The following is a 26,272-nucleotide window of genomic DNA, read 5'->3' as shown; positions in this document are numbered from 1 at the left end:
AATGGTGTCCGTGTGCTGTTGTTGACTGCAGGGGGGCGGGCCGTGGTTGCACAATGTTGGCGTAAAATCGCCTCTGAGAGACGGCATTTGCTGTCGACTGGAGCAGCCCCGCACATCTGCTCGCTTCCACGACGCTGAGGAAGCGCAGGCCGGAGCATCGGCACAGCTGTCGCGGGTACGGAACCCGGTGAGGGAGCAACGCGTCTTATGAGGCAGTGGCCTCCCCCCTTTCCGGTTCGGCGGACAGGCACAGCCAGCACGGCCAGCACAGGCGCAATACCAAGCGTTATCGAGGGCACCAGCACAGGTGGCGACACGGCACGCCGGAGTCAAGCGGGCGTCGCAGACCGCCGTGTTCCACGCTCGGCTTACGGAATGAGCGCGGCTTGTTTACGCGCAGTGAGTAATGAGTGACGTGTTGTGATGGGCTGAACGATCTCTGTCGGGACGATCTGTTGGCGTTCACGGAAAGGAACGAGCGCACATGCGCGAGATCCTCGGAAGGCGACGCATGAACCGGTCATCGCTGCGCAACGCGGCGCTGCACTGTGCCACCCGCTGGGAGTGGCCCGTACTTCCCGGAGCGACTCTCACCCCTCCCTCGTCCGCCTCGTCTCCCTCTTCCGGCTCTTCCGGCAGCAGTGCGCACCCTGCCGGACAGCCGCTGTCCGCGGTCTGTTCCTGCCCCGACGCGGAGTGCGTCGTACCCGGCGCGCACCCCTTCGACCCGGTGCTCCTCGCGGCCACGACGGATCCGCGCATGATCGGCTGGTGGTGGGCCAACAGGCCCGGCGCACCGCTGATTCTCGCCACCGGCGGCCGTGCGCCCTCCGCCCTGAGCCTGCCCGCGATCGCCGGTGCCCGTGCGCTCGCCGAGTTCGACCGGCGCGGGGAGCGGCTCGGGCCGGTCGTCGCGACGCCCACCCGCTTCACGCTGCTCGTCGCGCCGTACGGTCTGGCGGAGCTCGGCGAGCGGCTCTACGCCCATGACTGGGTGCCGAGTTCGCTGCGCTTCCACGGCGAGGGCGGCTATGTCGCGCTGCCGCCGTCCCACACGGGTGCCGGCCGCGTCCGGTGGGAACGGGAGCCGGCGGCTGCCGACGGTCAGGACGGCGAGCAGGGCCGGAAGAGCAGGCGGGGCCCCTTCCGCGGCGGCTCGCGCGGCGCGCGGCGCGGCGGTCTCACGCACGGAGTTCCGTTCCTGCCCCGCATGGAGAGCGTGCTCGACGTCCTCGTCGAGGCGAGCGCCACGGCGCCCGACTCCGGTACGAGCCTTACGTATTGAGGCCGGTGCCAGCTGCTCCGCTGCGGACACGCGCGTGCGGGGCGGCCCGGCCACGTCACTCGTACGGGTACGAACTCGCAGGCGCTGTACGGGAAACGGGCGGGAGGGCGGGAGGGCCGGTCCCTTCCGCCCGATATGTTCGCCTCACTGACTCCGGTGCATCCCGGCCACCTCGGCACAGCCGACGCGAGCCGGACAGTGCCGGTCCGCCCCTCTCCCGCCAGTGAGCCTCCCTCCATGTCTCAGCAGCAGCCGCGATGCCGTACGTCCGCGTCGGACTTCTCCCTGATCACGCTCGCCTGCACGGTCGTGCTCGCTGTCGCGCTGCCCATCGCGGCCGCCACCGCGGGTGCTGCTCCCCCGGCGGACGGCGGGCCGGTGCCGGAGCGCATCACGCCGTCGTCGCAGTCCTCGGGCGGGCGGCCCTCTCCCGAGTCCTCGGCGTCGTCCTGGGCGTCGTCGGGCTCCTCGTCGCCAGGGCACCGGGGCTCGGCGGCGGGCGGCGGCGCGTACGCGTCGTGCGGTCCCGAACTCACCGCTCCGGAAGGGCTGTTGGCGCAGACCTGCGTCCTGTCAGAGGGCGGCGGCACATGGGCGCGTACGTACTACCGCAACGGCACCGGCTCGCCGCTGAGCGCCGCTCTCACGCTCATGCGTCCCGACGGGAGCTCGCTACGCGCGGACTGCGCCATGACGGCGGATCGTGGAACGAGTGTGTGCGAGACGCCTCGCGAGAAGAGCCGCGAGGGAGGCCGCGCGTATGCGGCGACGGCAGAGGCGGGCTCCGCCGACGGGGAGCGGCTGATGCTGCGTTCCGGGAGCAACTCCCCTGCACGCTGAGCGAGTTGAGGAGGCGGAGGCGTCGCGCGAGCGGAGCGCACCGGGCCCGGACATGGAAGAACCCGGTCGCTGGCGACGGGGGATGCACCAGCGACCGGGCTCCTAGAAAGGTAACAAGAGATCGGCCGTTGGCAAATTCGATCGCGCAGATCCGGACGTTGATTTACCTGCCAGTATGCGCATTCAAAGGCCGTGTGTGACGCGAGTCACGGTCACACTTTCTCCCTGGGCTCCTTGCGGAACGGTCCCTTCCGGTCAACTCAGAGTGATCTGCCGGTTCATGAGACCGCTGCGCGCACGCCGCTCGTCCGCTGTCAGCACCGTACCGGTGGTAAGCGCCTCGCCCAGCCGTTCGTTGAACTCTGCGGCCGGCTTCTCGCAGTCCTCCGAGGTCATGCTGCTCGGCAGGTCCCACACCGGCACCATCAGGCCGTGCGCGCGGAACGATCCGACGAGCCGGGTGTCCTCTCCGAGCGAGGAGTTGCCCGCGGCGTGCAGCCGTGCGAGCGCGTCCAGCAGCTTCTCCTCCGGATGTGTCATGACCCACCGCAGGTGATTCTTCTCCGGCGTCTCGCACCAGTACGCGCCCTCCGCCACCGAAAGACGCGCCGTCGGAATCGCGGCCGAATTGGCACGCTCCAGGGACGCGGCGACCTCACCGGTCGCACTGTCGCTCTCGTCCCCCAGCCAGAACTCGAACCCGCTGTGGACCTCCGGCGTGAACGGGGCCTTGGGATCCAGCAGATCCTGCAGTCGCGGCCCGTCCGGCGTGGCACGTCCGGCGTCGACGGGCGAGCCGGGGGCGGTCTCGAACGCGCGGGTCAGGGTGTCGGCGAGGTCGCGGCTGATGTCACCCGAAGCGGTGTCGTTCTGCAGTCCCAGCAGCACCTCGCCGTTGTCGCGCCGCAGCGCCGGCCACGCCATCGGCAGCACCGTTGCCAGCGTCACGGAGGGAACGCCCTCGGGCAGACCGTCCTTGAGCGTCAGCTGCGCGGTTGCGGCGGGCACGAGTTCACGAAGCGCGACCCAGTCGGGCTCTCCGGGCAGTCCTTCGAAGGGGCGCTGCACCAGCTCCGTGACGGCGTGCGAGGCGGCACGTCCGTGGCACGCCTTGTAGCGGCGCCCTGAACCGCAGGGGCAGGGCTCACGTGCACCGACGACGGGAACTTCCCCGTCGACGAGTTGCGGTGCTGCTGTCGCCTTGGGCTGGGAGCGGCGCTTCTTGGCCATGGGGTGCGGTTCTCCAGGTCTGGATGGGAACGCCTGCTTCAGGTCCGGTGAGTACCGGACCGGCGGCAGTCCGTTCGCTGGGTCTGCTCGTCTGCTCGGTCGTCGGGCCCGTCAAGGCCGTCAGGCCTGTCCGCCTGTCGGGCCGCCGGGCCGGTCGGGACTGCTCGGCCGGCGCACGGTGCGCGCTGCGTCCGCGCGCGTACCGGTCCGTTCCGTTCCGTCCCGTTCCGTCCCGTGCCCGGACCACGGGCCGTGGCTGCGGACCGGCCGCCGGCACGGTGGGCGCGAGGCCAACTGTCGCCGCGAGCCTAACCGGTGAGCCCCGGCGCGTAAGGCGTTCCGCGTGTCGCCACAGCTCCGCCGCAGCCCCGCCGCCGTGAACCCCGGTGCTGGGCCCGGGGGATGGACCCGGCGGATGGCCGCCGGGCTGGGCCCACCTGCCGCCGTCTCAGCGCCCCTCGTCGGCCCCCGCCAGATCGAAGGCCAGGCTGTCCGTCAGACCTTCCGCGGCACCCGGGCGGGCGGCCAGCACGACCCAGACGGTGACGCCCCTCGTCGCCTCGTGCTCCGACTGCCGTATTCCGCCGGCGAATTCGTGAAGCTCCTCGCGTACGCCCCAATCACGTGCGAGCGCCCCGATGATGGCCAGGCCGCGGCCGCCGCGGGCACTGATCGAAGGAGTCGCCGGAAGGGGCCGCGTGGGGCCGCCGCCGTCCGTAACGGAAATGGTCAACTCGCCGTCGCCGCCGTGGTTCCAGCTCGCGCGTACGGACTCGTCCTGGCTCAGCGGCCGGGCGTGCCGGCACGCGTTGCTGAGCAGTTCGGAGAGGACCAGCACCGCGTCGTCGACGACGGATTCCGAAGCTCCGCCCGCCAGCAGGTCGGAACGCATCCTGCGCCTTGCGGCCCCCACTCCGGCGGGGCCGTGAGGCACGGCCATCGTCGACGAAGCAGGCACGTTCTGTGCCATAACCAACGCCACCCCCGAGACCTCCTTTGCCCCACGCCAATTCGATGGATTCCCCGGGAACGTCTGGCGGAAACCGGCCACGCATGGCTGCTTGACGCATTCCGCGGGATCGAATACAGAGCGAATGCACCGATGCACCCCAGGTAAGAGGCATGGAAAGAGGGCGAATTGGGCCGCAGGAGACGGAGCGGGCGTGCCGCGTGTGTGTCGCACGTAACACGAAGACGACAATTCGTCGGCTCAGCGGAGTTGTGACAGCACTTCCTGTGGCCGGTTTGTGATCACCGCGTCCACGCCGAGCAGCACGCACAGCTCGACGTCCTCCGGCTCGTTCACCGTCCACACGTGCACCTCGCTGCCCAGGCGGTGCGCCCGCTCCACGTACTCGGGGTGCGCGCGCAGGATGCGCAGGCTCGGCCCGGCGATCCGCACTCCGGGCGGCAGCCGTCCGTCGCGGTGGCGCGGCAGCAGCAGCTGCATGAGGTAGACGGTCGGGATGTGCGGGGCGGCGGCACGGATGCGGTGCAGGGAGCGCGCGGAGAAGCTCATCACCCGTACGGAGGGCACGACGGGCCGGTACCTCTCCAGCAGCTCCAGCAGCCGCGCCTCGACCTGGCCGGCCCAGCGCGAGGGGTGCTTGGTCTCGATGGCGAGCCCGACGGGGCGCGGCGCGTCGGCCACCAGTTGCAGGAGACGTTCCAGGGTCAGCACCGAGGTACGGTCGCCGGCCTCCTGGTCGGGCGACTCGTACGGGTCCTCGTCGGGGCCTTCCTTCTTCCACGAGCCGAAGTCGAGGGCGGCGAGGTCGGCGAGTTCGAGGGCGGAGACCGCGCCCCGGCCGTTGGACGTGCGGTTGACCCTGCGGTCGTGCACGCACACGAGGTGCCCGTCCGCTGTGAGCCGCACATCGCATTCCAGGGTGTCCGCTCCCGCCTCTATCGCCTTGCGGTAGGCGGCGAGGGTGTGCTCGGGCGCGGCCTCGGAGGCACCGCGGTGCGCGATGACGGAAACCGGGCGGGAGGGGGAGAGGCGCGACCCGGGCCTGATGTCATTGCTCACCGGGTTATCGTGCCACCGGCGTAAGGGCGGCCGCCGGGGGGTCTGCCACGGAGGACGTCCGGACGTCCGTATGTCCGCCGTAAAGGACCGGTTTCCCGACCCGGGCGGCGTCTTACGCCCGCCTGACGCACCATGGGAAAGGCTTTGCACGGATGCCGGAATGCGCGAACGTCCCGGCTTGCGACGGCGTGTAGCTGATGAGGAGATACCTGTGAGCACCGAGAACGAGGGCGCTGCCGCCACGTCGGCGGCGGGGCCTGAACCCACGCCCCCCGCGGTGCACGGCAGAGAAGCACGCGAAGCTGCCGCCGGCGCCACCGAGTCCGAAGCCGCCGACCGTCAGGGGCAGAGCATGAGCAAGTCCGAACCCACTCCGCCTGCACCGTCCGCTCCACCTGCACCGTCCACGCCGCCCGCGGCGCACCCCCATTCCGGTCAGCCGCCGCAGCCGGTGGCCGGCTTCGGCGACCCCGGCGCTCCGGGCAGCGGGCACGGCCAGGGCGGCGGACCTCCCCAGGGCGCACCCTGGGGAGGCGCTCAGGGCGGCCACTCCCCGTACGGCGGTACGGGCGCCGGTGACGCGGGCCCCGGCGGCCCCGGCTCGGGCGGGCCGGAAGGCCCCGGCGGACCGCAGTACCCCTGGGGTGCCCCGCCGGCACCGCCCGGGCCGCCGCCGGGCGGCAAGCGTGTGCCGAGCGGGCTGGTGGCGGCGGTCCTCATCGGTGCGCTGGTTGCCGGCGGTATCGGCGGCGGTATCGGCTTCTGGGCCGCGGAGCAGGACGAGGGCTCCTCCACCACCATCAGCTCGGGCTCGGACTCGGGGGCGCTGAACCGTTCCCCCAAGTCCGTCGCCGGAATAGCGGGGAAGACCCTGCCGAGCGTCGTCACGGTCGAGACCAAGGCCGGCGGCGAGGAAGGCACGGGCACCGGCTTCGTCTTCGACAAGCAGGGTCACATCCTCACCAACAACCACGTGGTGGCGTCCGGCTCCGACGGTGGGCTCTCGGCGACGTTCTCCGACGGCAAGAAGTACGAGGCCGAGGTCGTCGGCAAGGCCCAGGGCTACGACGTCGCGGTCCTCAAGCTCAAGAACGCCGACGACCGCAAGCTCCAGCCGCTCCCCCTCGGCAGGTCCAACGAGGTGAAGGTCGGCGACGCCACGATCGCGATCGGCGCCCCGTTCGGCCTCTCCGGCACCGTGACCACGGGCATCGTCAGCGCCAAGAACCGTCCGGTCGCCTCCAGCGACGGGCAGGGCAGCAACGCCTCGTACATGAACGCGCTGCAGACCGACGCGTCCATCAACCCCGGCAACTCGGGCGGCCCGCTGCTGAACGCGCAGGGCGCCGTCATCGGCATCAACTCGGCGATCCAGTCGGCCGGTGGCGAAGGCGGTCTGGGCCAGGGCCAGTCCGGCAGCATCGGTCTGGGCTTCGCCATCCCGGTCAACCAGGCGAAGCGGGTGGCCACCCAGCTCATCAAGACCGGCACACCCGTCTACCCGGTGATCGGCGCCACCGTCACCATGGACCAGAAGGGCGGCGGCGCGGTCATCGCCGACCGGGGCGAGGGCGGCCAGCCGGCGGTCACGAAGGACGGCCCCGCCGACAAGGCCGGGCTCAAGTCCGGCGACGTCATCACCAAGCTCGACGACACGACGATCGACAGCGGGCCCACCCTGATCGGCACGATCTGGACCCACAAGCCGGGCGAGAAGGTCGAGATCACCTACAAGCGGGACGGCAAGGAGGCCACGACCGACGTGACCCTCGGCTCCCGCAAGGGCGATCAGTGACGCCGTCGGCGGTTCGCTAGGCTGGCCCCGCGTCGCCCCGGGTGGGCGACGCGGGGAGGTGTGCCCGAGCGGCCGAAGGGAACGGTCTTGAAAACCGTCGTGAGGTAACCCCTCACCGTGGGTTCGAATCCCACCGCCTCCGCCGAGGTCAGAGAAGTAGCAGGTCAGAGGGCGCGTCTCCGGGTTGGAGACGCGCCCTCGGCGTGCACTCTGTCTCACCCGGTTCCGCGTGTTTCTCGGCTTTGACCAGCTTGTGTGGGCCATCTGTGGGCCAGGAGTGCCGCTAACAAGTCGCGTCGAGCTGCTGCTCGATGAGCGGGTTTGGAGGGACACACTTGCAGTGCTCGCCCGCCACCGCGCCAAGTTCGCCACCCTCTACGGCGTGTTCAGTGCGGTGAAGTTCGTCGACGCCGTCGAGATGTTGCCCGCGAGATCCGGCACCCGCGCCCGGGTGTCAAGGGCGGACCTAATGCTGACCTGGGGTGTGTGCACCAACGGCCGCGACTGAACCTGTGCCTGGACTGCGGCAGCCTCCCCAGCACCATGGGCAAAGGCGGCACGGCACGGGGCCGATCTACCACCCAGGGACAAGCTCACCTGCTGACGCCCAACCTGCCACTCAACGGTCCGCGTGCGTACGGGCGTGCCGTGAGCGGCAGGCTTACGAGGCTGAGTCGGGTGCTTCCTCTTCGGAGGCAAACACGATTCGCCATCTGCCTGACAATCTGGTCATCTATACCGATTTCATAACTAAGGATTCAAAATTCTCAAGTGGGCGATATCATGGGCATCTGCCGGAACCGGTGGGGGAGTTCAGCACTGAACTCTTCGGCTCCGTCCGAACCCAATTGCATCCCGGGGGCCCAGACATGCGCGAGCAGTACAGTGGCCATGATTCCGCCCGGACCAGCAAGAGCGTGGTCCGCAGGCGCCGGGACATGGACTTCACGCCGGTTCGCAACGGCATGGATTTCCTCCTCAGCGCCTTTGATCATTTGAGTCAGAGTGATGGGGAGCCTGATGCACGCGACTTGAAGTATGCGGTGCTGCACCTCCAGGCAGCCGCCGAGGTGCTACTCAAATCCCGTCTCATCCGGGAGCACTGGAGTCTGGTGTTTAGTGACCCGGGCAAGGCGAAGCGAAGCGCGTACGACAAGGGCAGCTTCCATAGCTGTACAGTCCTGGACGCTGTTCATCGCCTCAACAACATCGTTGGTCTCAAGATCACCCATGAGCAGCGGATAGCCATTAGTAACCTTGCGGACACGCGTAACGCGTTGACGCACTTTGGCCACACAGGCAGCGTCTACGCTGTTGAGTCCCAAGCTGCCCTGGTTCTTGACTTCCTACTGACCTTCATTCACGAACAATTGCGCCCAGTGCTTTCCAGGGAGGGTCCCTACGTCGCGACAAAAATGGACCAACTCGGCGCTCGCCTATTGGAGTTCACGTCCCTGGTCAAGCAACGTTCGCACCGCCTCGCGGGTGAATTGGAACCGCTGTCAGATCGCACCGTTCAGTGCTCGGCGTGCCAACAGTGGGCCATTGTGATCGGGGAGGGCGCGCCGACCTGTCGATTCTGTCTGTTCGAATACGAGACACCCGAGCACGCTGCGGTCTCCCAACTGGATCTTGAAACAAGCGTTGGCGATGTGGATCACTGCCCGTCGTGCGAAGCGTACTCCGTGGCCATGGGCATAAGCGTGGCCAAGAACAAGGCTGCCCAGCTTGATCTTTGCCTGGGGTGCCTTACGGACTACACCACTTGGCGGCGCTGCGACATGGGATGCGAAACATTCGTACACCCCGAAAAGGAACCGCTTCTCTGTGACGATTGCCTTACCAATGCAATCGACCGGTTCTAACGCTCTCTGAATGCCCAGCCCAATGGGGAATGGGCTCTAGGTGATTGCCCACGATGGCCGGGCATCAGTAGCCCTGGCGTAAGGGGTGCCTTTGCTACGGAGGACAGGCACCCCCTCCAGTTTCTTAGCATCGCCTAACCCCATGCCGCCCTTGCCCAGGCTCTATACGGCACTGTTGAGCCGCTCCTCGATGAGTTGGTTAGCGCGTGACTGCTCGCCGCGGAGGATCTTTGCGTAGAAGCGGAACAGCACGGTGAGGCTGTGGCCGGCTCGCCTCGCGACCTCCACCGGATCGACGCCCGACTTGATCCAGAGCGAGACGCCCGCGTGGCGAAGCGAGTACGGCACGTCGGCGAGTGGCGATGCGGCTTCCTCCGGCGTGAGTGCCCTCTCGCGTGCTGTGTCCCAGACCTCGCAGTACTCGGTGGACCTGATGCGTCCGCCCCGTGTGGCTCGGAACAGCCGTCCGTCGTCGGCGACGCCGTAGGCATCGATGTGTTCGCGGAGCATGACGGCGAGTACCGGCGGGATCGGTACCGGGCGAGTGGCGCGCCGCGCCCGGCGCTTGAGGCCGCGTTGTTCGAAGGAAGCTCCGTCGTCCGTCCATCCAGAACCGACCTCCGGTCGGCTGCCGGCGAGGATGAGTTCTCCCCAGCCGGTCTCCGGCAGATGACAGTCAGACTTTCGCAGCGAAGCGATCTCTGGGTGGCGCATGGCTGCGTAGTAGAGGCAGCCGAAGAACGATGCGAGGTGCCTGCCTCGTTCACCTTGTTCGCGAACTGCCGTGAGCAGGGCTGTGACCTGGGCGGGGTTGGGAACGTACCGGAAGTCCACCTCGTCTTCCTTGGGCGGTGTCGTCCAGTCGATGTGGGTCATCGGGTTGGAGCTGAGTAGGTTCCTCTCGACGGCATACCGAAGTGCATTGCTGAGGACCATGCGCTTCCGGTTTGCCGTGTTCTCGGCTGCCGGCTTCCCGTCGAGCCTGAGTGACAGTGCCTCCAGGGCGGCCCGCATCTTCTCGGGTCTGGCGGCTTCCGTGACCTTCAGCGAGTGATTGCTGAGCCAGGTCAGGGCGTCTGCTACCGAGGTCGGCGGTGTCTCGGTCTCTGTGCGTGTGATGGGTTTACAGAGCGGTGCGCATCAGCTTCGGGTCGGGCGCACCGCGCGAGGAGGAGACGAACACCGGGGTGACCACGGCCAGCGCCTCGGCGATGCCGGCGCGGTGTTTGGCTGCAGCCTTGGGCCACTTCATCAGTACGTATGCGGTGGCGTGTTCGTACCACGTGGGGGTGTTGATATCCGCCAGCTCGCTGGCGGGGAGTCCGGTCTCCTCGTCGAACTGTTCACGGTTCCTGAGCGCCGCCATGAGTTCCGAACGGCGCCCGTCTGCCTGTGCCTTGAGCTTGAAACTCCGCGAGTGCGGACGCGATCCCACGCGCCAGCGCAGTTCGAACGGCTTCGGACGGCCCTTGCGGTTGCGGATCGACCAGACGTCTACGTCGTAGGTAAGCATGTCTCTCCAAGCCGCGAGGGGCCCGTCATCTGACGGCCCCTCGCACGGAATCGGCGTGATCAGGCGGCTTGCTGTTCGCAGTACGCCCACCAGGCATCCAGGTCGCTGCGGCGTACGCGCAGTTGACCGTTGGGGAGCTTGATGAGCTTGGGTGCCTTGCCGCGTGCGCGCATGCGGTAGAAGGCGGCGCGGGACATGTCGATCTCTTCGAGGACTTCGGTCAACTTGAGGTGTCGCTGGCGGGGCATTCGAGCCTCCTGTTGTTCCGAGCCGCGGGTTCGTGCGGTACCGGGCGTCGCGGAAATCGCACAATCCGCGGAAAGGCATGAACTTGCTGCCTGAGCTGCGAGGTTGAAGCAGCCGGGCAGCAGTCGCAGAAACCATCGGAGGTGCCGCACAAAGGCCGAGGCGGATGGTCGTCCGCCCGTCGAGCGCATGGTGTGCGTCATTTGTGCGGCGGTTCTGCGTGGTTCTGCGGGGAACTGTGCTGGCCGTCCGGGGGGAGTGCGTCGGTGCTGGTCAGAGGTCAGCGGCCACTGTTTCCGCGGATATTGCGGTTTGCGCGGCGGACTCCTGGGAGATGCAGCGGTTCCCGCTCATGCCTGGCCCTCCTTCACCTGTGGGTGGATGAGGTACCGCGGGGCCGGCGGGCGGCCCCTCTTCCCTGTGCGGGGTGGGGTGTGGCTGCGGAGGTAGCCGTGTTCCTCCAGGAGTTCGACGGCCGGTTCCATGTCGGCGACCGTGGGGAACTCCGAGCGGGAGAGCTTGGCGAACAGGTCGCGGCGCGAGACCGTGTCCCAGCCGTTCGCGCGGAGTACCTCCAGGAGCGATTGGGCCCGTGCTTGTGCGGCGTCGGCGCCCATGAGGTCGAAGACCGTCAACGCGTGGTCGGCGAAGTAGTCCGCGATCTCGATGGCGGCCGTCATCGTCGACGGCTCTATGGGCGTGCCGTAGCCGTCCTCCAGGTGCGCGGCGACGTGGAGCAGGCCGGCGATGCGGGCTGCAATGCCGACGAGCTTGCCCGCCCACTTGCCGACGTGGCCCAGCTTGCCGCCCCTGGCCCGGAGTTGGGGCTCGATCCGCTCCTCGAAGCCCAGGAGCTCCGCGCCCGCATCCGGGGTCAGGTGCAGGACGTACGGCTCCGCCTGTTCCGCGAGCGACAGCGTCAGGGCCGTGACGCTGCGCTCGTACCGTGCCGCGACCGACTCCGGCACCGGTGCCGGGCCGATCTTGCGGTAGCCGACGAGGGATTCGGGCAGTGCGTAGAGGAATCGGGCGAGGAGGCCGCGGCCGTCGAAGCCGCGGTTCTTGCCGATGTCCTCCAGCACGGCGGGCTGTACGGCCAGGCCCATGGTCAGCGCGGGGGCTTCCATGAACTCCTCGCGGTTGCGGCGGTCGACTTTGAGGCGGTCGCCGGCGTGGCCCTTGAGGAAGACCTCCATGTTCGGGGCACTTGAGTAGCGGCCCGCGATGATGTCGAAGATGCCTCCCTCGGCGGACATCACCGTCAGCCGTCCGCCCTGCTCGGCCATGAGCGAGGTGACCGTCTCCGGGGTGGAGTCGTCCGCCAGGAGCCGCGGTTTCGGCGGGACCGTGAGTTCCTCGGCTTGCTGGGCCAGGTCGATGGCTTCGGCGACGAGGCTGTCCCGCTCCGGCCCTTCGGCCGAAGACGCGCGGGTGGCTGCCTTGTCGGCGGCCTCCTGGGCCATCTTGCGGGTGAGTTCGGCCTCGACGATGCGCCCGCCGGCCTGGTTCGCGAGCCGCTGCTCCGCCTCGTAGACCGGGCCCGTCATGGCCGAGAAGACCGCAGACTTGCGGTTCGCCGGTGGCAGCGCGACCACGACGTAGAGGTTGGTCGGCTCGTGCCACCGGCCGCGGACACGGACCACGACGCGACCGCCGGCGGCCGTCGCGAGCACGCTCAGCGCGAGTGCCGCGGCCATGTCCGGAGGAGTTTGCGTCTCCTCCGCGAGTGCGGCGCAGAAGTCAACGAGCCAGGACGGCAGCGCGGGCAGCGGGAAGCGGGGAAGCTGCGGGCGGGCGTTGAGCGGGGTCGGTTCCGACCACGCCTCGGGCAGCTTCTCCTCCCCGAGGACCAGGGCCTCGCGCACCTCGTCGGCCGTGGCGTCCGGGGTGGACGCCGCCTGTACGAGCCGGGTGCCCGCCTGGATCAGGCGTCGCCGCTGGGCGAGTTCGTGACGATCTCTGCGTAGTAGCCGGCGTTCGCCGTCGTCGGTACGGCCTGGACAAGGCCGTTGAACATGAGGAGCACCTCGGCAGTTGCCCCCAGTGCTCTTACTTGTCCTTCGGAATGGTGTCGGGAATGACCATTCCGGGCCGGGGGCCTTTCCGAGCGGGCTGACTTGATTGATGGCTCGACTGCGGGGCGACCGCGTTCTTGACGCGGCGGGACACTGACGTGTTCTGAGGATCTCCGTTGCCGCTCGGCGCTTGACCTTGCAGTAACTGCAAGGGCGAACCTGGTCTCATGCTTTCCATCAGCGATTTCAGCGAGATGTGCTGTCTGCCGCCGCAGACGCTGCGGTTCTACCACGCCGAGGGTTTGCTCGTCCCGACCGACGTCAACGAGCAGACCGGCTACCGCTCGTATACGTTCGCGCAGGTCGAACAGGCCATGCTGATCGCCGTGTTGCGCGGCACGGGGATGAGCGTCAAGTCCGTCCGGCGTGCTCTCGACGAGCCGGACACGGCACCCGCCCTGTTGCAGCAGCACAGCAGGGAGGTGCAGCGCCAGCGGCAGGCCCAGGACGAGGCGATCAGCGACGCACGCGAGCTCTTCAACTCGTGGCCCGAGGCGCGCCTGCGCCATGTACCCCAGATGACCGTGGTGTCGAAGCTGGTCCCCGGACCGTCGGCCGGGCCCAACCAGTACGACTGGGACGAAGCCGATGCCGTCCTCGTCGCGACCGTTCAGGAGGTGGTCAAGACCGTGGAGTCGTGCGGAGCCGTTGTGTCGGGGACCGCTTGGCGAACCTGGGCCTGCGATACCCCGGAGCAGAAGAGGCAGTGCCTCACCGCCGAGGGACCGCACTGGCTGGTGAAGATCCCGATCACGGCGGACGAGGGAGCAATCGCGGCCTTGCCACGTGACGTCGAGGTACAGAACTTCGAGGCTCGGGACGAACTGTCGATCTTCATCCCGGGCAAGAGCTCGATGGCCAAGTACGCCACTGCGATGTCGCGCCTCGCCACGCATCCCCTCGACGGCGCCTTTGTCGAACTCGGCCCCGTCCGCCAACTGCTGCACGACGACGGCGTCGAGACCACCGCGCCGATATGCAAGCTCGGCGAGACCGACGTGGCCGAGTGACCTGACGAGCGGCGGTCCTCCGCGCCGAGAAGAATCGAGAGCCGGCGAGGAACCCCACCCCGCCTGCCGTACCCGGAGTCGACCCACGGCGCCACTGGTGAGCCGGAAAACGATCGTCCACGCTCGCCCGGGGCGGCATCGTGCCCCCTCGCGTGTGTGGGAGGGCGTCGCCTTACCCCAGGGCAGCCGTTGTGGTTACCTGGTCGCGGGTCGCCGGTGGCGATCACAAGTGGCGTCTCGATGCCGATGGCAACCTGGAGGCTCGCGGAGTTCGGGCAGTTCTTGAACCGTTACGCGAGGCGGTGGTCGCGGGCGGGTACCAGGGGGCGGTCCACGATCGCGACCTGGGTGATCCTCGGTGCCGCACCGGGACGCCGAGACCGCCTGCACCGCACCATCATCGCCACCCGCGACAGGCAGCCGGTCACCGAGACATCCCTGACTGGGCCGGGGCGCCGAGGCCGATGAGCCAGACTAAGACCGCCCCCGCGAGCCCGCAGAGCGCAAGGGCCGCGACCCTGTCCGCGTTGTTCCGTATCCGCGCTATCAGACGCTGTTGAGTCATCTCTGATCTACCTGCGCTCTCTTGAGACGTTCACATTCAGGGCCATTGCGCGGCTCCCTCGGAACCGACCATGGAAGGTGCGAAAGGTCAGACGTGTGTACACGCCCGTTGACGGCGCGAACCGTGCGTCAACCGGTGTGCAGTCACCAGGGCGAGTTGACCGTGTCTTTGCCGGTCGGAGAGACGTACGTCTCCTGTGAGCGCGTGGCCACGAGGCTCAGTGAGACACGCGCCCGGCAGGCTGCGGTCAGGGAGAAGACCTACCGAACTCACGCTGACGCTGGGCGCGGCCGGGAGGCGGCGCCGGACCCTGTCGCCGGCCGGGCCGGCGACAGGGACCGGGGATCAGGCGGCGGTGATGGCCGACGTAACGATGTTGGCGAACCCTTTCATGCCCAGTGCGTTGGGGTGGAACGGGGCGGCGGGGGACGCCGGCCGGTAGGGCTCGATCCAGCGGCTGCCTGACGGACGGCAGACGTCGTGTCCCGTGCTCCCGGCCGCCAGGTCGATGTACTGGACGCCCCGCGCGGCGGCGCGCTGTTCCAGCATGGTGTTGAGGTGCCCGATGGTGCGGTGGATGTAGGTGGCGTCGCGCGGCAGGATCGGCACCCTGGGGTGGCAGCCGCCGGGCGGCAGGTAGCTGCCGTAGCCGACGACGTACACCTCGGCCGCGGGTGCACGGGCCTGGATGGCGCCAAGAGCGCCGTCGATGCGGGGCGCGAGCGCGGCGATCCGTTCCTCCCACTGATCGCGGCCGTTCTCCCGATAGGTGTCGGCGCAGCGGCTCCTCAGCGGTAGCCGCAGCGGGTTGAGGCAATCGCTCATCAGGCTGGTCAGGGAGATGTCATTGGCGCCGATGTGGAGGGTGACGAGGTTGGTGTCCGCGTCCAGCGCGTCGAGTTGCGGTGGCACCGGGCCCAGTGGGGTCTTCTGTGAACCGGTCAGGTCGGTGGTCTTGGCGCTCGAGCACGTCACGTCTGTGAACTCCGCAGTGCCGAGCGCCCGGGCCGTGCGGGCCGGGTAGTTGCGGGTGGTCCGCAGGCAGCCGGGCTGCCGCAGGTCCGGCGGGAGGATCAGCGGCCCGGCGGCGGCCGAGTCCCCGAGCGCTACGTACCGGACCTTCTCGGACCGTTGCGTGGGAGTGCTTGCCTTGGTGGCTGCGGTCGCCTTGGCGGCTGTGCTGCCGGTGGTCACCGTGGCCGTGTTCGCCATGGGCGACGTGGTGGCCGTGTTCGCGGTGGTGCCCGTGTTCGTCTTGTTCGACGTTGTCGACGGCTCCGCGCGGGAGTTGCGGCGGACGTCCGACCAGGCCGGATCGTTGCACAGCCCGCAGTCCGGTCCGAAGAACAGCGCACCCGCCGCGGCGTCGCCCATCAGCTGATGCTTGAACCAGGCGGTGGTGACCCCGCGAAAGCCGCCCGCGTCGCCCACTGTGGTCACATGACGGGCACCCTTCAACTCGGCGTAGACGGCCGGTACCTGGTCGGCGCGGTCATATTGGGACCGCACCAGGGCGGGCGGCACGATCAGGTCGCGTTCGCCGGCCAGGAAGAGCGCGGGTCCGCGCAGCTCCGAGGGGGAGTTGAGCGGCCCCGGCTGGATCGGCGCGGTGGTCTTGACCCGCCGGTCGGCTCCGGCGTTGATCGCACCCGAACCGCCCTGGGAATGCCCGCTGGCACCGATGTTGGCCAAGTCCACCCGCTCGTGGAACTCGCTGCGCGGGTCGGCGTTCCAGTCGGTCAGCTTGTCGATGCCGCGGAGCATCGTGATGCCGAAGTTGGCGTTCGGGGTGTTGGCGGCCGCGACGATGAATCCCTGGCTGGCCCAGTGCCGCAGCAGAGAACTGTAGACGCCGGGGATCACGCCGGTGCCGTTGCCCCAGAGGATCACTGGGTGCGTGCGCCCGCTGTCGCCCATGTCGTCCGGATAGTAGAAGGTGTGCGTCAGGCCGGTCTTGACCTCGACGCCGTGCGGTCCCGGGTCGTCCCAAGGGTCTGCCGCGCTCGCCGTCGCCGGAGCGGGCTCCGCCCGTTTGGCCGCGGCGGCGGGCAGCGCCGGCAAGGTGATCAGTGTCAGCGCCGCCACCACAGCGATGAGCGGTCCGGCAATGCGTAGTCGCCACATCATCGTGGCCTCCTCGTGACGATGGGGGGTACGTCTCGCGCGCACCAGAACACCGGACTACGGCCGGATCCAGACGGCTCGGGACAGGTCGGGGCAGGCGACCAATCCGGGGCCCCGACGGCTGTGCAAGAGGCACAACGATGCCGCGCCGGGGTTCCGGCCGCGCAGGGTGGCGCAACTGCCGCCAGGTGCCACCCGAGGGGCCACGAGGACCACGATCCCGGAGGTACCGACCCATGAGCCGAAGGAGACGAGCTCTAAGAAGGGCCTACCCGGCGCGCCGCCCGACCCCGGCCGTGGGCGTGAGCTGGCGAACCGCTGTCAGGGCGAGAGAAATTTCGACGATGTGAGCCGGATCGGTCAGTGAGCGCCCGGTGAGCTGTTCCAGCCGTCGCAGCCGGTTGGCGACGGTGTTGCGGTGGCAGTACAGGCGCTTCGCGGCGGCGGACATGGAGCCTCCGGACGTCAACCAGATCTCCAACGTGCTCAGGAGCGTGGCGCAGTCGTCGGGCGGCAGGGAGAGGATCGGACCGAGGACCACCGTGCGCAGCCGTCCGGCCAGTTCGGTCTGTGCGGCGACGAGCGCCATCGGCAGACGCTCATCGAGCAGCGCGGTCTCCGGGCGGCTCGTATGTCCGCGGGTGCGCAGTGCCAGGTCCGCCAGCCAGCGGGCCCGTCCCACCTCGGAGAGGGCGCCGACGGCCGGGCTCACTCCTGCCCGTACGGCGTGAGGGGCGAGCAACTCCCGCAGTGCCTCCAAGGGACGGTCCCCGAGGTGGACCAGGCCCGTCTCACCGTCGGCGCGGATGCGCCACAGGATCCGTACCCCGGACGCCTCGTCCGGGAAGCCGGGATCGGTGGAGGGCAGTCGCCCCGCGGGGTCGGCACGCAGGACGACGACGGCGTACCGGGCACGTTCCGGAAGTCCCAGCAGCGCCGCGGCTTCGGAAGCCAGTCCCGCCGCCGCCCCGGAGCCTTCGAGGAGCGCGTCCAGGAGGGCGTGCCGTCTTACCTGGTCGCGGGCGGCTCGAGCGGCGTCGGCCTGCCGGTAGGACTCGGCGACCGCATCCGTGATCTGTTCCACCACGTCCCATATGACGGACACGATGGGCAGCAGCCTGGGCAAGGCCTCCGGCTCGCGTTCCGCGACGACCTCGGCGACGACCTCCCACAGCAGGCGTCCGCCGCGCCGGTAGGCGTGCAGCAGCGACGCCAGCGGCAGCCCTTGCTGCACTCTGCGGTGTCCGGTGCTCAGCGCGTCGTCCAGGTCGATGGGCAGACCCTGAGCACGCTGGGTCACGGCGGTGAGTGCCTGGCACAGGTTGCGGTGGATGCGCTGAGACAGCTCGCTCCTGGTGATCAGCGAGGTGTACGCGGGGTCGTCTCGCAGTATTGAGGCCGCCAGGTCGTCGGCAGCTGAAGCGAAGCGGCCGGTCAGCTCGTCCCGTACCACCTCGATGATTCCTGGCGCGTCGCCGGGGAGCGCGTTCGGTGACAGTGCGGCCGGCTCCATGACGGGCAGAGTGGCACGGCCCGTCGGTTAACGGTAGGGACGGGCGGCAAAGTACCGATCCCGTTGTGCACTGTGCACAACGGGGCCACATTCGCGTTTGGCCGTGGCAACGGCTTCGGCACTTCCTCTGGGGTGACAGGACGTCCGGATGCTCGGATGCAGTCGACCGGGGACCGCCGGGTCGTCAGCCATCCCGGAGGGGTATCCCCCGGAATTGCGGCGCCGTGCTTTCCGTACCCCTCTCCCGCGTAACAACACCGGAGTGTGAAGCAATGGAAACGGCCTCACCCGACTCCTCGATCCAGCGGAAGAACAACCGGCGCAAGGTCGCTGCTGCCGCAGCGGCCGCATCGGCAGTGGAGTGGTACGACTACTTCATCTTCGGCATCGCCGCTGCGCTCGTCCTCGGCGGCAAGTTCTTCCCCTCCAGCAGTCCCGTCGCCGAAGTCCTCTCCGCCTTCGCGACGTTCGCGGTCGGTTTCCTCGCCCGCCCCATCGGCGGCATCATCGCCGGGCAACTCGGCGACAAGCGCGGCCGCAAGCCGATGCTCGTACTGGCGCTGACCACGATGGGCCTCGCCACCACCGCGATTGGCCTGCTCCCTGGCTACGACCAGATCGGTGTCGCAGCTCCCATCGCCCTCGTCGCCCTGCGCGTTCTTCAGGGCCTGGCTGTCGGGGCGCAGTGGGGCGGGGCGATGCTGATGGCCACCGAGTACGCGCCGGAGGGCAAGCGAGGGCTGTACGGCAGCCTCGTGCAACTCGGTGTCCCCATCGGTGTGGTCACCGCCAACGTCGCCTTCCTCATCACCGGGAGCCTGACCGACGACGACGCCTTCGGCTCGTGGGGGTGGCGGATACCGTTCGCCATCGGCATCTTCGTGCTGCTGCTCGCCTGGTACATACACGCCCGGGTCGAGGAGACGCCGGAGTTCCGTGAGGCCGAGCGCGCACTGGCCGAGCGTGAGCGCGGCGGCGAGCGCGGCAAAGCACGGTCGCCGCTGCGCACCATCCTGCGGCACCACTTGAGCACCGTCCTGCTGGCCGGCGGCTCCTTCGCCGTCAACACGGCCACGTTCTACATCATCATCACGGGCGTACTGGACTACACGACGCGCGACCTGCACATGCAGCGCAGCTCGGTGCTGATGGTCTCGCTGCTTGTCAGTCTCACCCAACTCGTGCTGATCCCCGGCGCCGCGGCCGTCTCCGACCGCGTCGGGCGGTTGCCCGTCTATACAGCCGGTGCCATCGGTCTCTTCGTCTGGGCGGTGCCGATGTTCCTGCTCATCGACACCAAGTCGCTGTGGCTGCTGGGAGTCGGCACGTTCATCACCAGCTGCTTCCTCAGCATCATGTACGGGCCCCAAGCCGCCCTGTTCGCAGAGCTGTTCACGGCCGAGATGCGCTACACCGGTGCCTCGCTGGGCTATCAGTTGGCGGCGGTGGTCGGCGGCGGTCTGGCCCCGTTCCTGATGGTGCTGCTGCTGGAGGCGAGCGGTACGTCGATGGCTGTGTCGGCCTACATCATGGTTCTGGCTGTGATCGCGCTCGTGTCCATCGCCGTACTGGCCAAGCGCGCTCGCCTACGGCAAGACGCAGATGCGCCGGCGGATCCGGCCCCGACCACCGGTCTCAACCGATGAATCGGACCTGTGATCTGAACCCGGTGACCTGAACCCGGTGACCTGAACCTGCGACCTGAATCGACGCCTACCGCCGTCGTCAGCGGCGCAGCACCTCACCACGCAGCTCGATCCGGTGGCCCTGCACGAGGTCCTCAACGTGCTCGATCCGAACGACGCCACCGGCACCGACTGCCGCCTCCTGCTCTGGCACCCCGGTGTACGCCCCCACGTCCCGACCGTTCCTTCTTCCTCCAGGAGTCCTTGTGCTGAGCACCATGCAGCGCCGACCGCTGACCGTGACCACCCTGCTGCACCACGGCGCCACCGTGCACGGCCGCAGCGAAGCCGTCACCTGGACGGAAGGAGGAGCGAGGCGTACCACCTATGCCCGGACCGTGGCCCGCGCGACCCGGCTGGCTGCCGCCCTGCGCAGCCTCGGCATCGACGGCGATGAGCGTGTCGCCACCCTGATGTGGAACAACCAGGAGCACCTGGAGGCGTATCTGGCGGTTCCCGCGATGGGCGCTGTACTCCACCCCTTGAACCTGCGACTGCGCGAGCAGCTCTGCCACATCGCCCGCCATGCGGACGACCGGATCGTCCTCGTCGACGAGAGTCTGCTGGCGCTGCTCACGCCCCTGCTGCCCGAACTCCCCGGCATCCGGCATGTGATCGTCGTCGGCGGCGCACAGCCGCCCGAGCCGCTGCCGGGCGTGGCGACCCATGCGTACGAGGAACTGCTCCGCGAAGCGCCCGAGCGGTTCGACTGGCCCGATCCGGAAGAGGACTCGGCCGCGGCGATGTGCTACACCTCCGGAACAACGGGAGACCCCAAGGGAGTTGTCTACTCCCACCGCTCGGTCTTTCTGCACTCCATGCAGGTGTGCATGCCCGAGGCCCTTTGTCTTGACGACTCCGTGCGGGCCCTCGCCGTCGTGCCGATGTTCCACGCGATGGCCTGGGGGCTGCCGTACGCGGCGTTGATGTCCGGTGCGTCGCTACTGCTGCCCGGACCCTTTCTGCAGGCAGCCCCGCTGGCCGAGTTCATCGCCGCCGAACGGCCCGGCACCGCCGCCGCGGTACCGACCGTATGGGCCTCGCTTCTCGCACACCTCGACACACACGGCGGTGACGTCTCTTCCCTCCAGGAGGTACTTGTGGGCGGTGCCGCCTGTCCGCCCGCACTGATGACCGGCTTCGAGGAACGACACGGAGTGCGCGTGATCGCCGCCTGGGGGATGACCGAGACCTCGCCGCTCGGCACGGTGGCACGTGCGCCGCACCACGCGGGGGATCCCGAGAACGCCCTGCGCTACCGGGCGACCGCCGGAAGGCCACCGGCCGCGGTCGAACTGCGGCTTACCACCGAGGACGGCGACGTTCTGCCTCACGACGGCTCCACCGTGGGCGAGTTGGAGGTACGCGGACCGTGGATCACCGGCTCGTACCACCTCATCGACGCGCCGGAGAAGTTCCAGGACGGCTGGTTGCGCACCGGTGACCTGGGCTCCATCACGCCCGACGGCTTCGTGACGCTGACCGACCGTGCCAAGGACGTCATCAAGTCCGGCGGTGAGTGGATCTCCTCGGTCGACCTGGAGAACCACCTGACTGCGCACCCGGCCGTCCAGGAAGCCGCCGTCATCGGCGTACCGGACGAACGCTGGGACGAACGCCCGCTCGCCGCGATCGTCTGGGCGGAGCACACCCAACACTCGGAGGAACCAGCCGAATTCGCGGACCTGCGCACTCATCTCGCGGACCGGGTCGCACGCTGGCAGCTGCCCGAGCGGTGGACCACGCTGAAGACCCTCCCCATGACCAGTGTCGGAAAGCTCGACAAGAAGGAGCTGCGCCGCCGGTACGCGGCGGGTGAGCTCGACGTCTCGGAAGTCATCGGTGCGCCGGCGGTGTGAGGGAACCACCGCGTACCGTGCGGCCGGCGGGGCGATCCGCCAGCCGGGACTGAAATCTGCGTCCAGACCGATCCAACCACCTCGGAGATCATTCCGCTTAAGAGCTCTTAGCCGGCAGGACTGATCGGAACCTCGTAAACGATCTCGCAGAGCGAGGCTGGAACCACGATGTCCGCTGTCTCGACCGGGCGTCCTTCGTGGCTGTAGTACGTCCGCTGAATCTGCGTCACCAGCGCGCTGCGCGCCAGACCGAGGAGAGCGATCTCCTCGGCCGTCGCATGCCGCGGTTCGGGCTGTTCAACGGCATGGCTGACAGTCCACGGGCGCGGCACATTCGTCCGACGGCCGCCTCAGCGGGCCTCGTACGTCAGCGTATGCAGCCGCGCGTTCCGCCAGCCGGAGACAGACCACGACGAGACCGAGACGTACGTGAGGACCGGCTCCGTCCTCGCCGAGGCACCGCTGACCGCCCTGATGCAACTCAAGCCCGGCACCGCACTCGCGGAGTACCTGTACTTCAGCCGGCGGGACAAAGACCCGTACAGCCTGGCGCGCGTCTACGTCCCGCTCGACCTGGCGGAAGAAATGGCCGACTCTCACCGCGGTCCTCGGGCTCGCGTACTGGTTCTTCGGCAACCTCTACGAGGCGATCGTCATCTCGCCGAACTGGGTCGTGGACAGCGGCGCACAGTTGACGCGGCTCAACGGCTTCTTCGTCAACACCAGCCCGACGCCGACTACCTGTCGTACGAAGACGAGTTGAGCACCTACGCCTGGCGGTGGAACGTCCTCAACGTGATCAGAATGCTGCTGACCGCGGCGACGGCCTTCCACCTCTTCGGCGCCTTCAGGAGGCTCGACAGGCAGTGAACAGCCGCACCTCGCGGCTAGGGCGTTTCTTATGGATCACCGGGCTGACCAGATGTGGATCGCGGTGATGTGGAGTCCGGCGAGGTAGATGGTGGCGGTCTTGTCGTAACGGGTGGCCAGGCCGCGCCACTGCGTGAGTTTGTTGATGCAGCGCTCGACGGTGTTGCGGTGTTTGTAGACCTCGCGGTCGAAGGCGGGCGGCCTGCAGCCGCGTTGGCCGAGTCGCTGACGGTCTCAGCGGCGCAGGTGTTGCTGTACGGCCTCGGCGAGTTCGCGCCGCCAGGCGTTGAGACGGGCCGCGCGGCGGGCGTTGACCGCGCAGAAGTGGGACGAGCCGTCACGCAGTACGACCGTGACGGTCAGATACGTGCGGTCGGCGGTGCCGGTGGTGACGTCGGCGATCTCGGCCCAGGCGAACTCGGCCTCCGTCTCTGTCCGATCGAGGTTCTGGCCGTTCTCGATCTCGTCGAGCGGACGCCAGCGCTGATCCAGAAAAAACACCACGCATTCGGCGTCGACAACGACGGCGGTGTCCGCGTCCGCGGCCACGAACGCCTCGCCTGCCTCGCCTGCCTCGTCCTCCGATGCGCGAACGGACGGCGTAGGGGCAGCCCTCGGCGGCCTCGGGGCGTCCGGCCGCGTCGGTGCATACGGTGACGGTGGCGCCGGCGGGGACGAGGACGAGGACGGGGATGGCAGCGCCGGAGACGATGACCGTGGCGGCGGAGGCTGCGGGGACGACAGCAGCGCCACCCGCGGATCGGTGCTGCCGGGCCGCTGATCACCCTCCGTGCGGCCCGCCAACTCCTCGAACCAGTCCAGTAGCCGGGCCGTTCCGGGGCGCTGTGAAGGCTCCTTGTCCAGGCAGGCCGCCGCCACATCCCGTACCCCGTCCGGCAGGGCACTCAGGTCCGGCGCCTCGTGCACGGAGCGGTACATCAGCGACATCGGCGTCCCCGTCCCGAACGCCCTGCCGCCCGCCGCCGCTGTGAGCACGGCCCCGAGCGCGAACACGTCTGCCATGCCCGTGACTTCGCCGCCCATGGCCTGCTCGGGAGCCAGGTACCCCGGCGTGCCGAAGGCGTGGTTGGTAGCGGTCAGACGGGTGGAGTCGACCGCACGCGCGATGCCGAAGTCGATGACCCGGGGGCCGTCGTCGGCCATCACGATGTTGCCGGGCTTCAGATCACGGTGGACGAGGCCGCATCGGTGAATGGCTTCCAGCGCCTCGGCGAGCGCGGCGCCGAGTGCCGTCAACTCTCCCGCGCTCATGGGTCCGTTGTGGTCGATGTGCTCGGCGAGCGTCGGCCCGGCGACGTACGCGGTCGCCAGCCAGGGCTCAGGCGCATCCGGATCTGCGTCGACAACGGGTGCCGTATGGAAGCCGCCGACCATGCGTGCCGCGGCGATCTCGGCTCGGAAGCGCTGACGGAAGTCGGGGTCGGCCGCGAGTTCGGCCCTGGCGACCTTCACCGCGACGGCACGCCCACCGCGGGAACGGGCCAGATAGACGCTCCCCATGCCGCCCTCGCCGAGCTTGCGCTCGACTGCGTACGAGCCGATGCGGCCGCCGTGCACGGCGGGTCCGACCGGTCCCTCATGGCCCGCACTCAGCCGATCCTCCACGATGTCCCCCGTGTCACTCCAGATCGTCCGGTACGGGGATCGTCTCACCTCCGCACCGTTGGGCGTGGAGGGCCTGGCCGGAAAGGGACGGGGCTGGTTCCTGGCCGCCGCACGAGCAACCTTCGTCGCGCTCATGGCAGTTCCCATCAGGCTCCGTACGTCCGGTTTCGCTCATGCGTCCCGGGTCGCGCCCTCGGGCCAGGACATCTACAGGCACACCGCGCGCCCGGTAGCCCCGAGGCCCACGAGCAGCAGCACACTGCCCGTGCACCAGCAGAGCGACATGCGAACCCGCAGCCCGTCCTGGAGCGCTGACGGTGCGCCGTCTGCGCGCGCGGGAACCGGCGGGCGCCGACGAGTGCCCGCGTAGGCTACGGGTGGCGGGGCTCTGACGGGCCGCGTTTACTCCACAATGGAAAAGCTCGGGTCCCGTTGAACGATTCTGGTGAACGATTCGTCGCGCCATCCGTAGTGCCGGGTGTGGCCGACAGAATCGAGGAGTCATGAGTGCCCGTAGGAAGGCCCGTGGGAAGGGCCGTAAGAAGCTGCTCGCCGCCGTGCTCACCGTTGCCGTCCTGGGTGTGGCCGGCGTGCTGGTCGGACCTCAGCTCTACGCGTCCTGGGCGAACTCCAAGGCCGAGAAGGCGCCGGAACTCGAAGACAGCGGCAAGTCCGAGTCGTTCAAGGCGAGCGATCTCGAAGGCGCCTGGAAGGTGGGAGGCGGCGGCTCCTTCGCGGGCTACCGCGTCAAGGAGGTGCTGCGCGGAGAGAACGTGACGGTCACCGGCCGCTCCAAGAGTGTGACCGGCTCCCTGAACGTGGACGGCGGCACCCTGCGCGAGGCGCGCTTCAGCGTCGACGTCGCCGACATCAAGACGCCGGAAGCCACGCGCGACGTGTACTTCCGCAAGAACGCCATGGAGACCGACAAGTTCCCCAAGGCCGGTTTCAAGGTGACGAAGCCTGTGGACGTAGGGGCCCTGGCCGACGGCGGTACGCACAACATCAAGCTGAAGGGCGAACTGACGGTGCACGGTGTGCAGCGGCCCGTGTCGTTCACCGCGAAGACACAGGCGGGCCCCGACAAGACGAAGATCGTCGGGAGCATCCCCATCACCTTCAAGGACTTCGGTGTGAACGCGCCGAGTCTGGGCTTCGTGAAGGTCGAGAAACAGGGCTCGGTGGAGTTCTCGCTGGCTGCCGAACCGTCATGAGGCGGTGCTCTCAGCCTGTCCACCCGTGGCCGGACGGGATCGCCTTCGCCACCTCCGGCCCCGGGGCGGTCCCGTCGTGCATCACCATGACAGGTCAGCGTGACGCCCCTCGTACGGGCCGGGAGCGGCGGACCAGTGAACGCTGAAGGGGCTTGTCCGCGGGCCGGCACGCACTCTGACCGCCGGAAGGCCTTCGCTAGGCTCACGTGCCATGTCTCAACCGCACACTCCCTCCCCCGCGCCGGACGCCACGGTCATACGTACCGGCCGCCGGGGCGCCATGACAGGGCTCCCCTGCTCCGTCCTCCTCATCGTGATCGGCGCCGTCGGTGCTCTCGGCGCCGCCGTGGTCGCTACTGGGAACCAGAAGGGGGAGTCCACGGTCGCAGGGTTCGTGGGACTCGCGTTCATGCTGGTCCTCGGTGTCGTCGGCGTGATCTTCTTCATCGCCAACTGGGCGAACCGCCGCACCAGGATCCTCGTCGACCACACGGGCCTGTGGGTCGACAGCGGAAAGCTTCGAAACGTCATCCCCTGGCAGACCCTCGCCGGAGTCGGCCTCTACTGGAGCAAGCTCGGCCGCAGCCAGAAGCTCTACTCCCTGGAGCTGTTCCCCACCGGCCCCATCGACCGGGACGACCCGGCCCTGTGGACCCTGGTCCGCGACGAGGAGCCGTTGCATCCCGGCCTTCCCCGCCTGCGCTACCGCCTTCCCCTCCCTGCCTCCAGCCAGCAGCAGGTCGTCGCGGCGGTCCAGCCGTACGTCCCGCAGATCTGGCTCGGCGAGTCCCAGCGCGCGGCGGGTCACATCGGCCGTCCCGACGTCAGGGGACACCGGCAGCGCACTCGGGGCCGTACGCCGTAAACAACCTCGCATCGCGATCACTCCGCGATCGGAGTCCCGCAGCGCCAACCGCCCCCAGTCGCC

General features: G+C 68.7%; 20 protein-coding genes, 1 tRNA gene and 3 pseudogenes. 12 read left to right on the top strand and 12 right to left on the bottom strand.

The features are described from left to right. The first annotated feature begins 484 nt into the window (after positions 1-484). Together ACSMXX_RS14830 and ACSMXX_RS14825 are read left to right on the top strand one after the other, a co-directional pair. Complete coding sequence (locus ACSMXX_RS14830) at positions 485-1,285, top strand: bifunctional DNA primase/polymerase (RefSeq protein ID WP_473184498.1); 801 nt, start codon at positions 485-487, stop codon at positions 1,283-1,285. 237 nt (positions 1,286-1,522) lie between these two features. Further along, the gene (locus ACSMXX_RS14825; protein WP_473184497.1) at positions 1,523-2,125 is read left to right on the top strand and encodes a hypothetical protein; all 603 of its coding nucleotides are present in this window, start codon (positions 1,523-1,525) and stop codon (positions 2,123-2,125) included. Positions 2,126-2,380: 255 nt separating this feature from the next. Here the strand turns inward: ACSMXX_RS14825 and ACSMXX_RS14820 are convergent, their stop codons facing one another. The 3 genes from ACSMXX_RS14820 to ACSMXX_RS14810 all read right to left on the bottom strand — a co-directional run bounded on the left by ACSMXX_RS14820 (position 2,381) and on the right by ACSMXX_RS14810 (position 5,384). Then, a complete protein-coding gene (locus ACSMXX_RS14820) occupies positions 2,381-3,355 on the bottom strand; it encodes a DUF5926 family protein (RefSeq protein ID WP_473184496.1) in 975 nt (324 codons plus the stop codon). 448 nt (positions 3,356-3,803) lie between these two features. After that, positions 3,804-4,247 carry an ATP-binding protein gene (locus ACSMXX_RS14815; RefSeq protein WP_473184495.1) on the bottom strand — a complete coding sequence of 148 codons (444 nt, stop codon included), beginning with the start codon at positions 4,245-4,247 and terminating at the stop codon, positions 3,804-3,806. 318 nt (positions 4,248-4,565) lie between these two features. Next, on the bottom strand, positions 4,566-5,384 hold the full coding sequence (locus ACSMXX_RS14810; RefSeq protein WP_473184494.1) for a glycerophosphodiester phosphodiesterase: 819 nt from the start codon (positions 5,382-5,384) through the stop codon (positions 4,566-4,568). 211 nt (positions 5,385-5,595) lie between these two features. Here ACSMXX_RS14810 and ACSMXX_RS14805 point away from each other — a divergent pair, with 211 nt between their 5' ends. The 4 genes from ACSMXX_RS14805 to ACSMXX_RS14790 all read left to right on the top strand — a co-directional run bounded on the left by ACSMXX_RS14805 (position 5,596) and on the right by ACSMXX_RS14790 (position 9,044). Beyond that, entirely contained in the window at positions 5,596-7,179 is a 1,584-nt protein-coding gene (locus ACSMXX_RS14805) for a S1C family serine protease (RefSeq protein WP_473184493.1), read from the top strand. Positions 7,180-7,233: 54 nt separating this feature from the next. Continuing rightward, positions 7,234-7,321: transfer RNA gene (locus tag ACSMXX_RS14800), tRNA-Ser, on the top strand. Between the two features lie 87 nt (positions 7,322-7,408). After that, a complete protein-coding gene (locus ACSMXX_RS14795; protein WP_473184492.1) occupies positions 7,409-7,687 on the top strand; it encodes a hypothetical protein in 279 nt (92 codons plus the stop codon). 361 nt (positions 7,688-8,048) lie between these two features. Continuing rightward, positions 8,049-9,044, top strand: a complete 996-nt coding sequence (locus ACSMXX_RS14790; protein WP_473184491.1) for a hypothetical protein — start codon at positions 8,049-8,051, stop codon at positions 9,042-9,044. A gap of 162 nt (positions 9,045-9,206) precedes the next feature. On the opposite strand, the pseudogene ACSMXX_RS14785 reads toward ACSMXX_RS14790, so the two are convergent. The 3 genes and pseudogenes from ACSMXX_RS14785 to ACSMXX_RS14775 all read right to left on the bottom strand — a co-directional run bounded on the left by ACSMXX_RS14785 (position 9,207) and on the right by ACSMXX_RS14775 (position 12,668). Beyond that, positions 9,207-10,557 (bottom strand): annotated as a pseudogene (locus ACSMXX_RS14785) (tyrosine-type recombinase/integrase). Between the two features lie 59 nt (positions 10,558-10,616). Then, positions 10,617-10,805: a helix-turn-helix transcriptional regulator gene (locus tag ACSMXX_RS14780; RefSeq protein ID WP_473184490.1), complete on the bottom strand. Its 189-nt coding sequence runs from the start codon at positions 10,803-10,805 to the stop codon at positions 10,617-10,619. 348 nt (positions 10,806-11,153) lie between these two features. Beyond that, positions 11,154-12,668: a YfjI family protein gene (locus ACSMXX_RS14775; RefSeq protein ID WP_473184489.1), complete on the bottom strand. Its 1,515-nt coding sequence runs from the start codon at positions 12,666-12,668 to the stop codon at positions 11,154-11,156. Positions 12,669-13,045: 377 nt separating this feature from the next. On the opposite strand from ACSMXX_RS14775, the gene ACSMXX_RS14770 reads away from it, so the two are divergent. After that, positions 13,046-13,888: a MerR family transcriptional regulator gene (locus tag ACSMXX_RS14770; RefSeq protein ID WP_473184488.1), complete on the top strand. Its 843-nt coding sequence runs from the start codon at positions 13,046-13,048 to the stop codon at positions 13,886-13,888. 910 nt (positions 13,889-14,798) lie between these two features. On the opposite strand, the gene ACSMXX_RS14765 is transcribed toward ACSMXX_RS14770, so the two are convergent. Together ACSMXX_RS14765 and ACSMXX_RS14760 are read right to left on the bottom strand one after the other, a co-directional pair. Further along, positions 14,799-16,580: a GDSL-type esterase/lipase family protein gene (locus ACSMXX_RS14765; protein WP_473184487.1), complete on the bottom strand. Its 1,782-nt coding sequence runs from the start codon at positions 16,578-16,580 to the stop codon at positions 14,799-14,801. A gap of 265 nt (positions 16,581-16,845) precedes the next feature. Continuing rightward, complete coding sequence (locus ACSMXX_RS14760) at positions 16,846-18,090, bottom strand: PucR family transcriptional regulator (protein ID WP_473184486.1); 1,245 nt, start codon at positions 18,088-18,090, stop codon at positions 16,846-16,848. 272 nt (positions 18,091-18,362) lie between these two features. Between ACSMXX_RS14760 and ACSMXX_RS14755 the strand changes: the two genes are divergently transcribed. Continuing rightward, positions 18,363-19,736 (top strand): MFS transporter, encoded by a 1,374-nt coding sequence (locus tag ACSMXX_RS14755; RefSeq protein WP_473184485.1) that lies wholly within the window; start codon positions 18,363-18,365, stop codon positions 19,734-19,736. 79 nt (positions 19,737-19,815) lie between these two features. On the opposite strand, the gene ACSMXX_RS14750 is transcribed toward ACSMXX_RS14755, so the two are convergent. Further along, positions 19,816-19,947: a hypothetical protein gene (locus ACSMXX_RS14750; RefSeq protein WP_473184484.1), complete on the bottom strand. Its 132-nt coding sequence runs from the start codon at positions 19,945-19,947 to the stop codon at positions 19,816-19,818. A gap of 46 nt (positions 19,948-19,993) precedes the next feature. On the opposite strand from ACSMXX_RS14750, the gene ACSMXX_RS14745 reads away from it, so the two are divergent. After that, positions 19,994-21,634, top strand: a complete 1,641-nt coding sequence (locus ACSMXX_RS14745; protein ID WP_473184483.1) for a long-chain fatty acid--CoA ligase — start codon at positions 19,994-19,996, stop codon at positions 21,632-21,634. 107 nt (positions 21,635-21,741) lie between these two features. On the opposite strand, the pseudogene ACSMXX_RS14740 reads toward ACSMXX_RS14745, so the two are convergent. Further along, positions 21,742-21,951: pseudogene (locus ACSMXX_RS14740) on the bottom strand (UTRA domain-containing protein); the annotation flags it as partial. Between the two features lie 112 nt (positions 21,952-22,063). Between ACSMXX_RS14740 and ACSMXX_RS14735 the strand changes: the two are divergent. Further along, positions 22,064-22,504, top strand: a complete 441-nt coding sequence (locus tag ACSMXX_RS14735) for a hypothetical protein (RefSeq protein WP_473184482.1) — start codon at positions 22,064-22,066, stop codon at positions 22,502-22,504. A 36-nt stretch (positions 22,505-22,540) separates the two neighbouring features. Here the strand turns inward: ACSMXX_RS14735 and ACSMXX_RS14730 are convergent. After that, positions 22,541-22,726: pseudogene (locus ACSMXX_RS14730) on the bottom strand (IS5/IS1182 family transposase); the annotation flags it as partial. A 12-nt stretch (positions 22,727-22,738) separates the two neighbouring features. Continuing rightward, positions 22,739-24,082 carry a serine/threonine-protein kinase gene (locus ACSMXX_RS14725; protein WP_473184781.1) on the bottom strand — a complete coding sequence of 448 codons (1,344 nt, stop codon included), beginning with the start codon at positions 24,080-24,082 and terminating at the stop codon, positions 22,739-22,741. Between the two features lie 551 nt (positions 24,083-24,633). Here ACSMXX_RS14725 and ACSMXX_RS14720 point away from each other — a divergent pair. Next, entirely contained in the window at positions 24,634-25,344 is a 711-nt protein-coding gene (locus tag ACSMXX_RS14720; protein ID WP_473184481.1) for a YceI family protein, read from the top strand. Between the two features lie 211 nt (positions 25,345-25,555). Then, entirely contained in the window at positions 25,556-26,209 is a 654-nt protein-coding gene (locus ACSMXX_RS14715) for a hypothetical protein (protein ID WP_473184480.1), read from the top strand. Positions 26,210-26,272 lie beyond the last annotated feature (63 nt).

The sequence above is a fragment of the Streptomyces sp. DSM 116795 genome (assembly GCF_055792905.1).
Note: the sequence above shows the minus strand (reverse complement) of the source record. Positions and strands in the feature narration are given on the sequence as shown.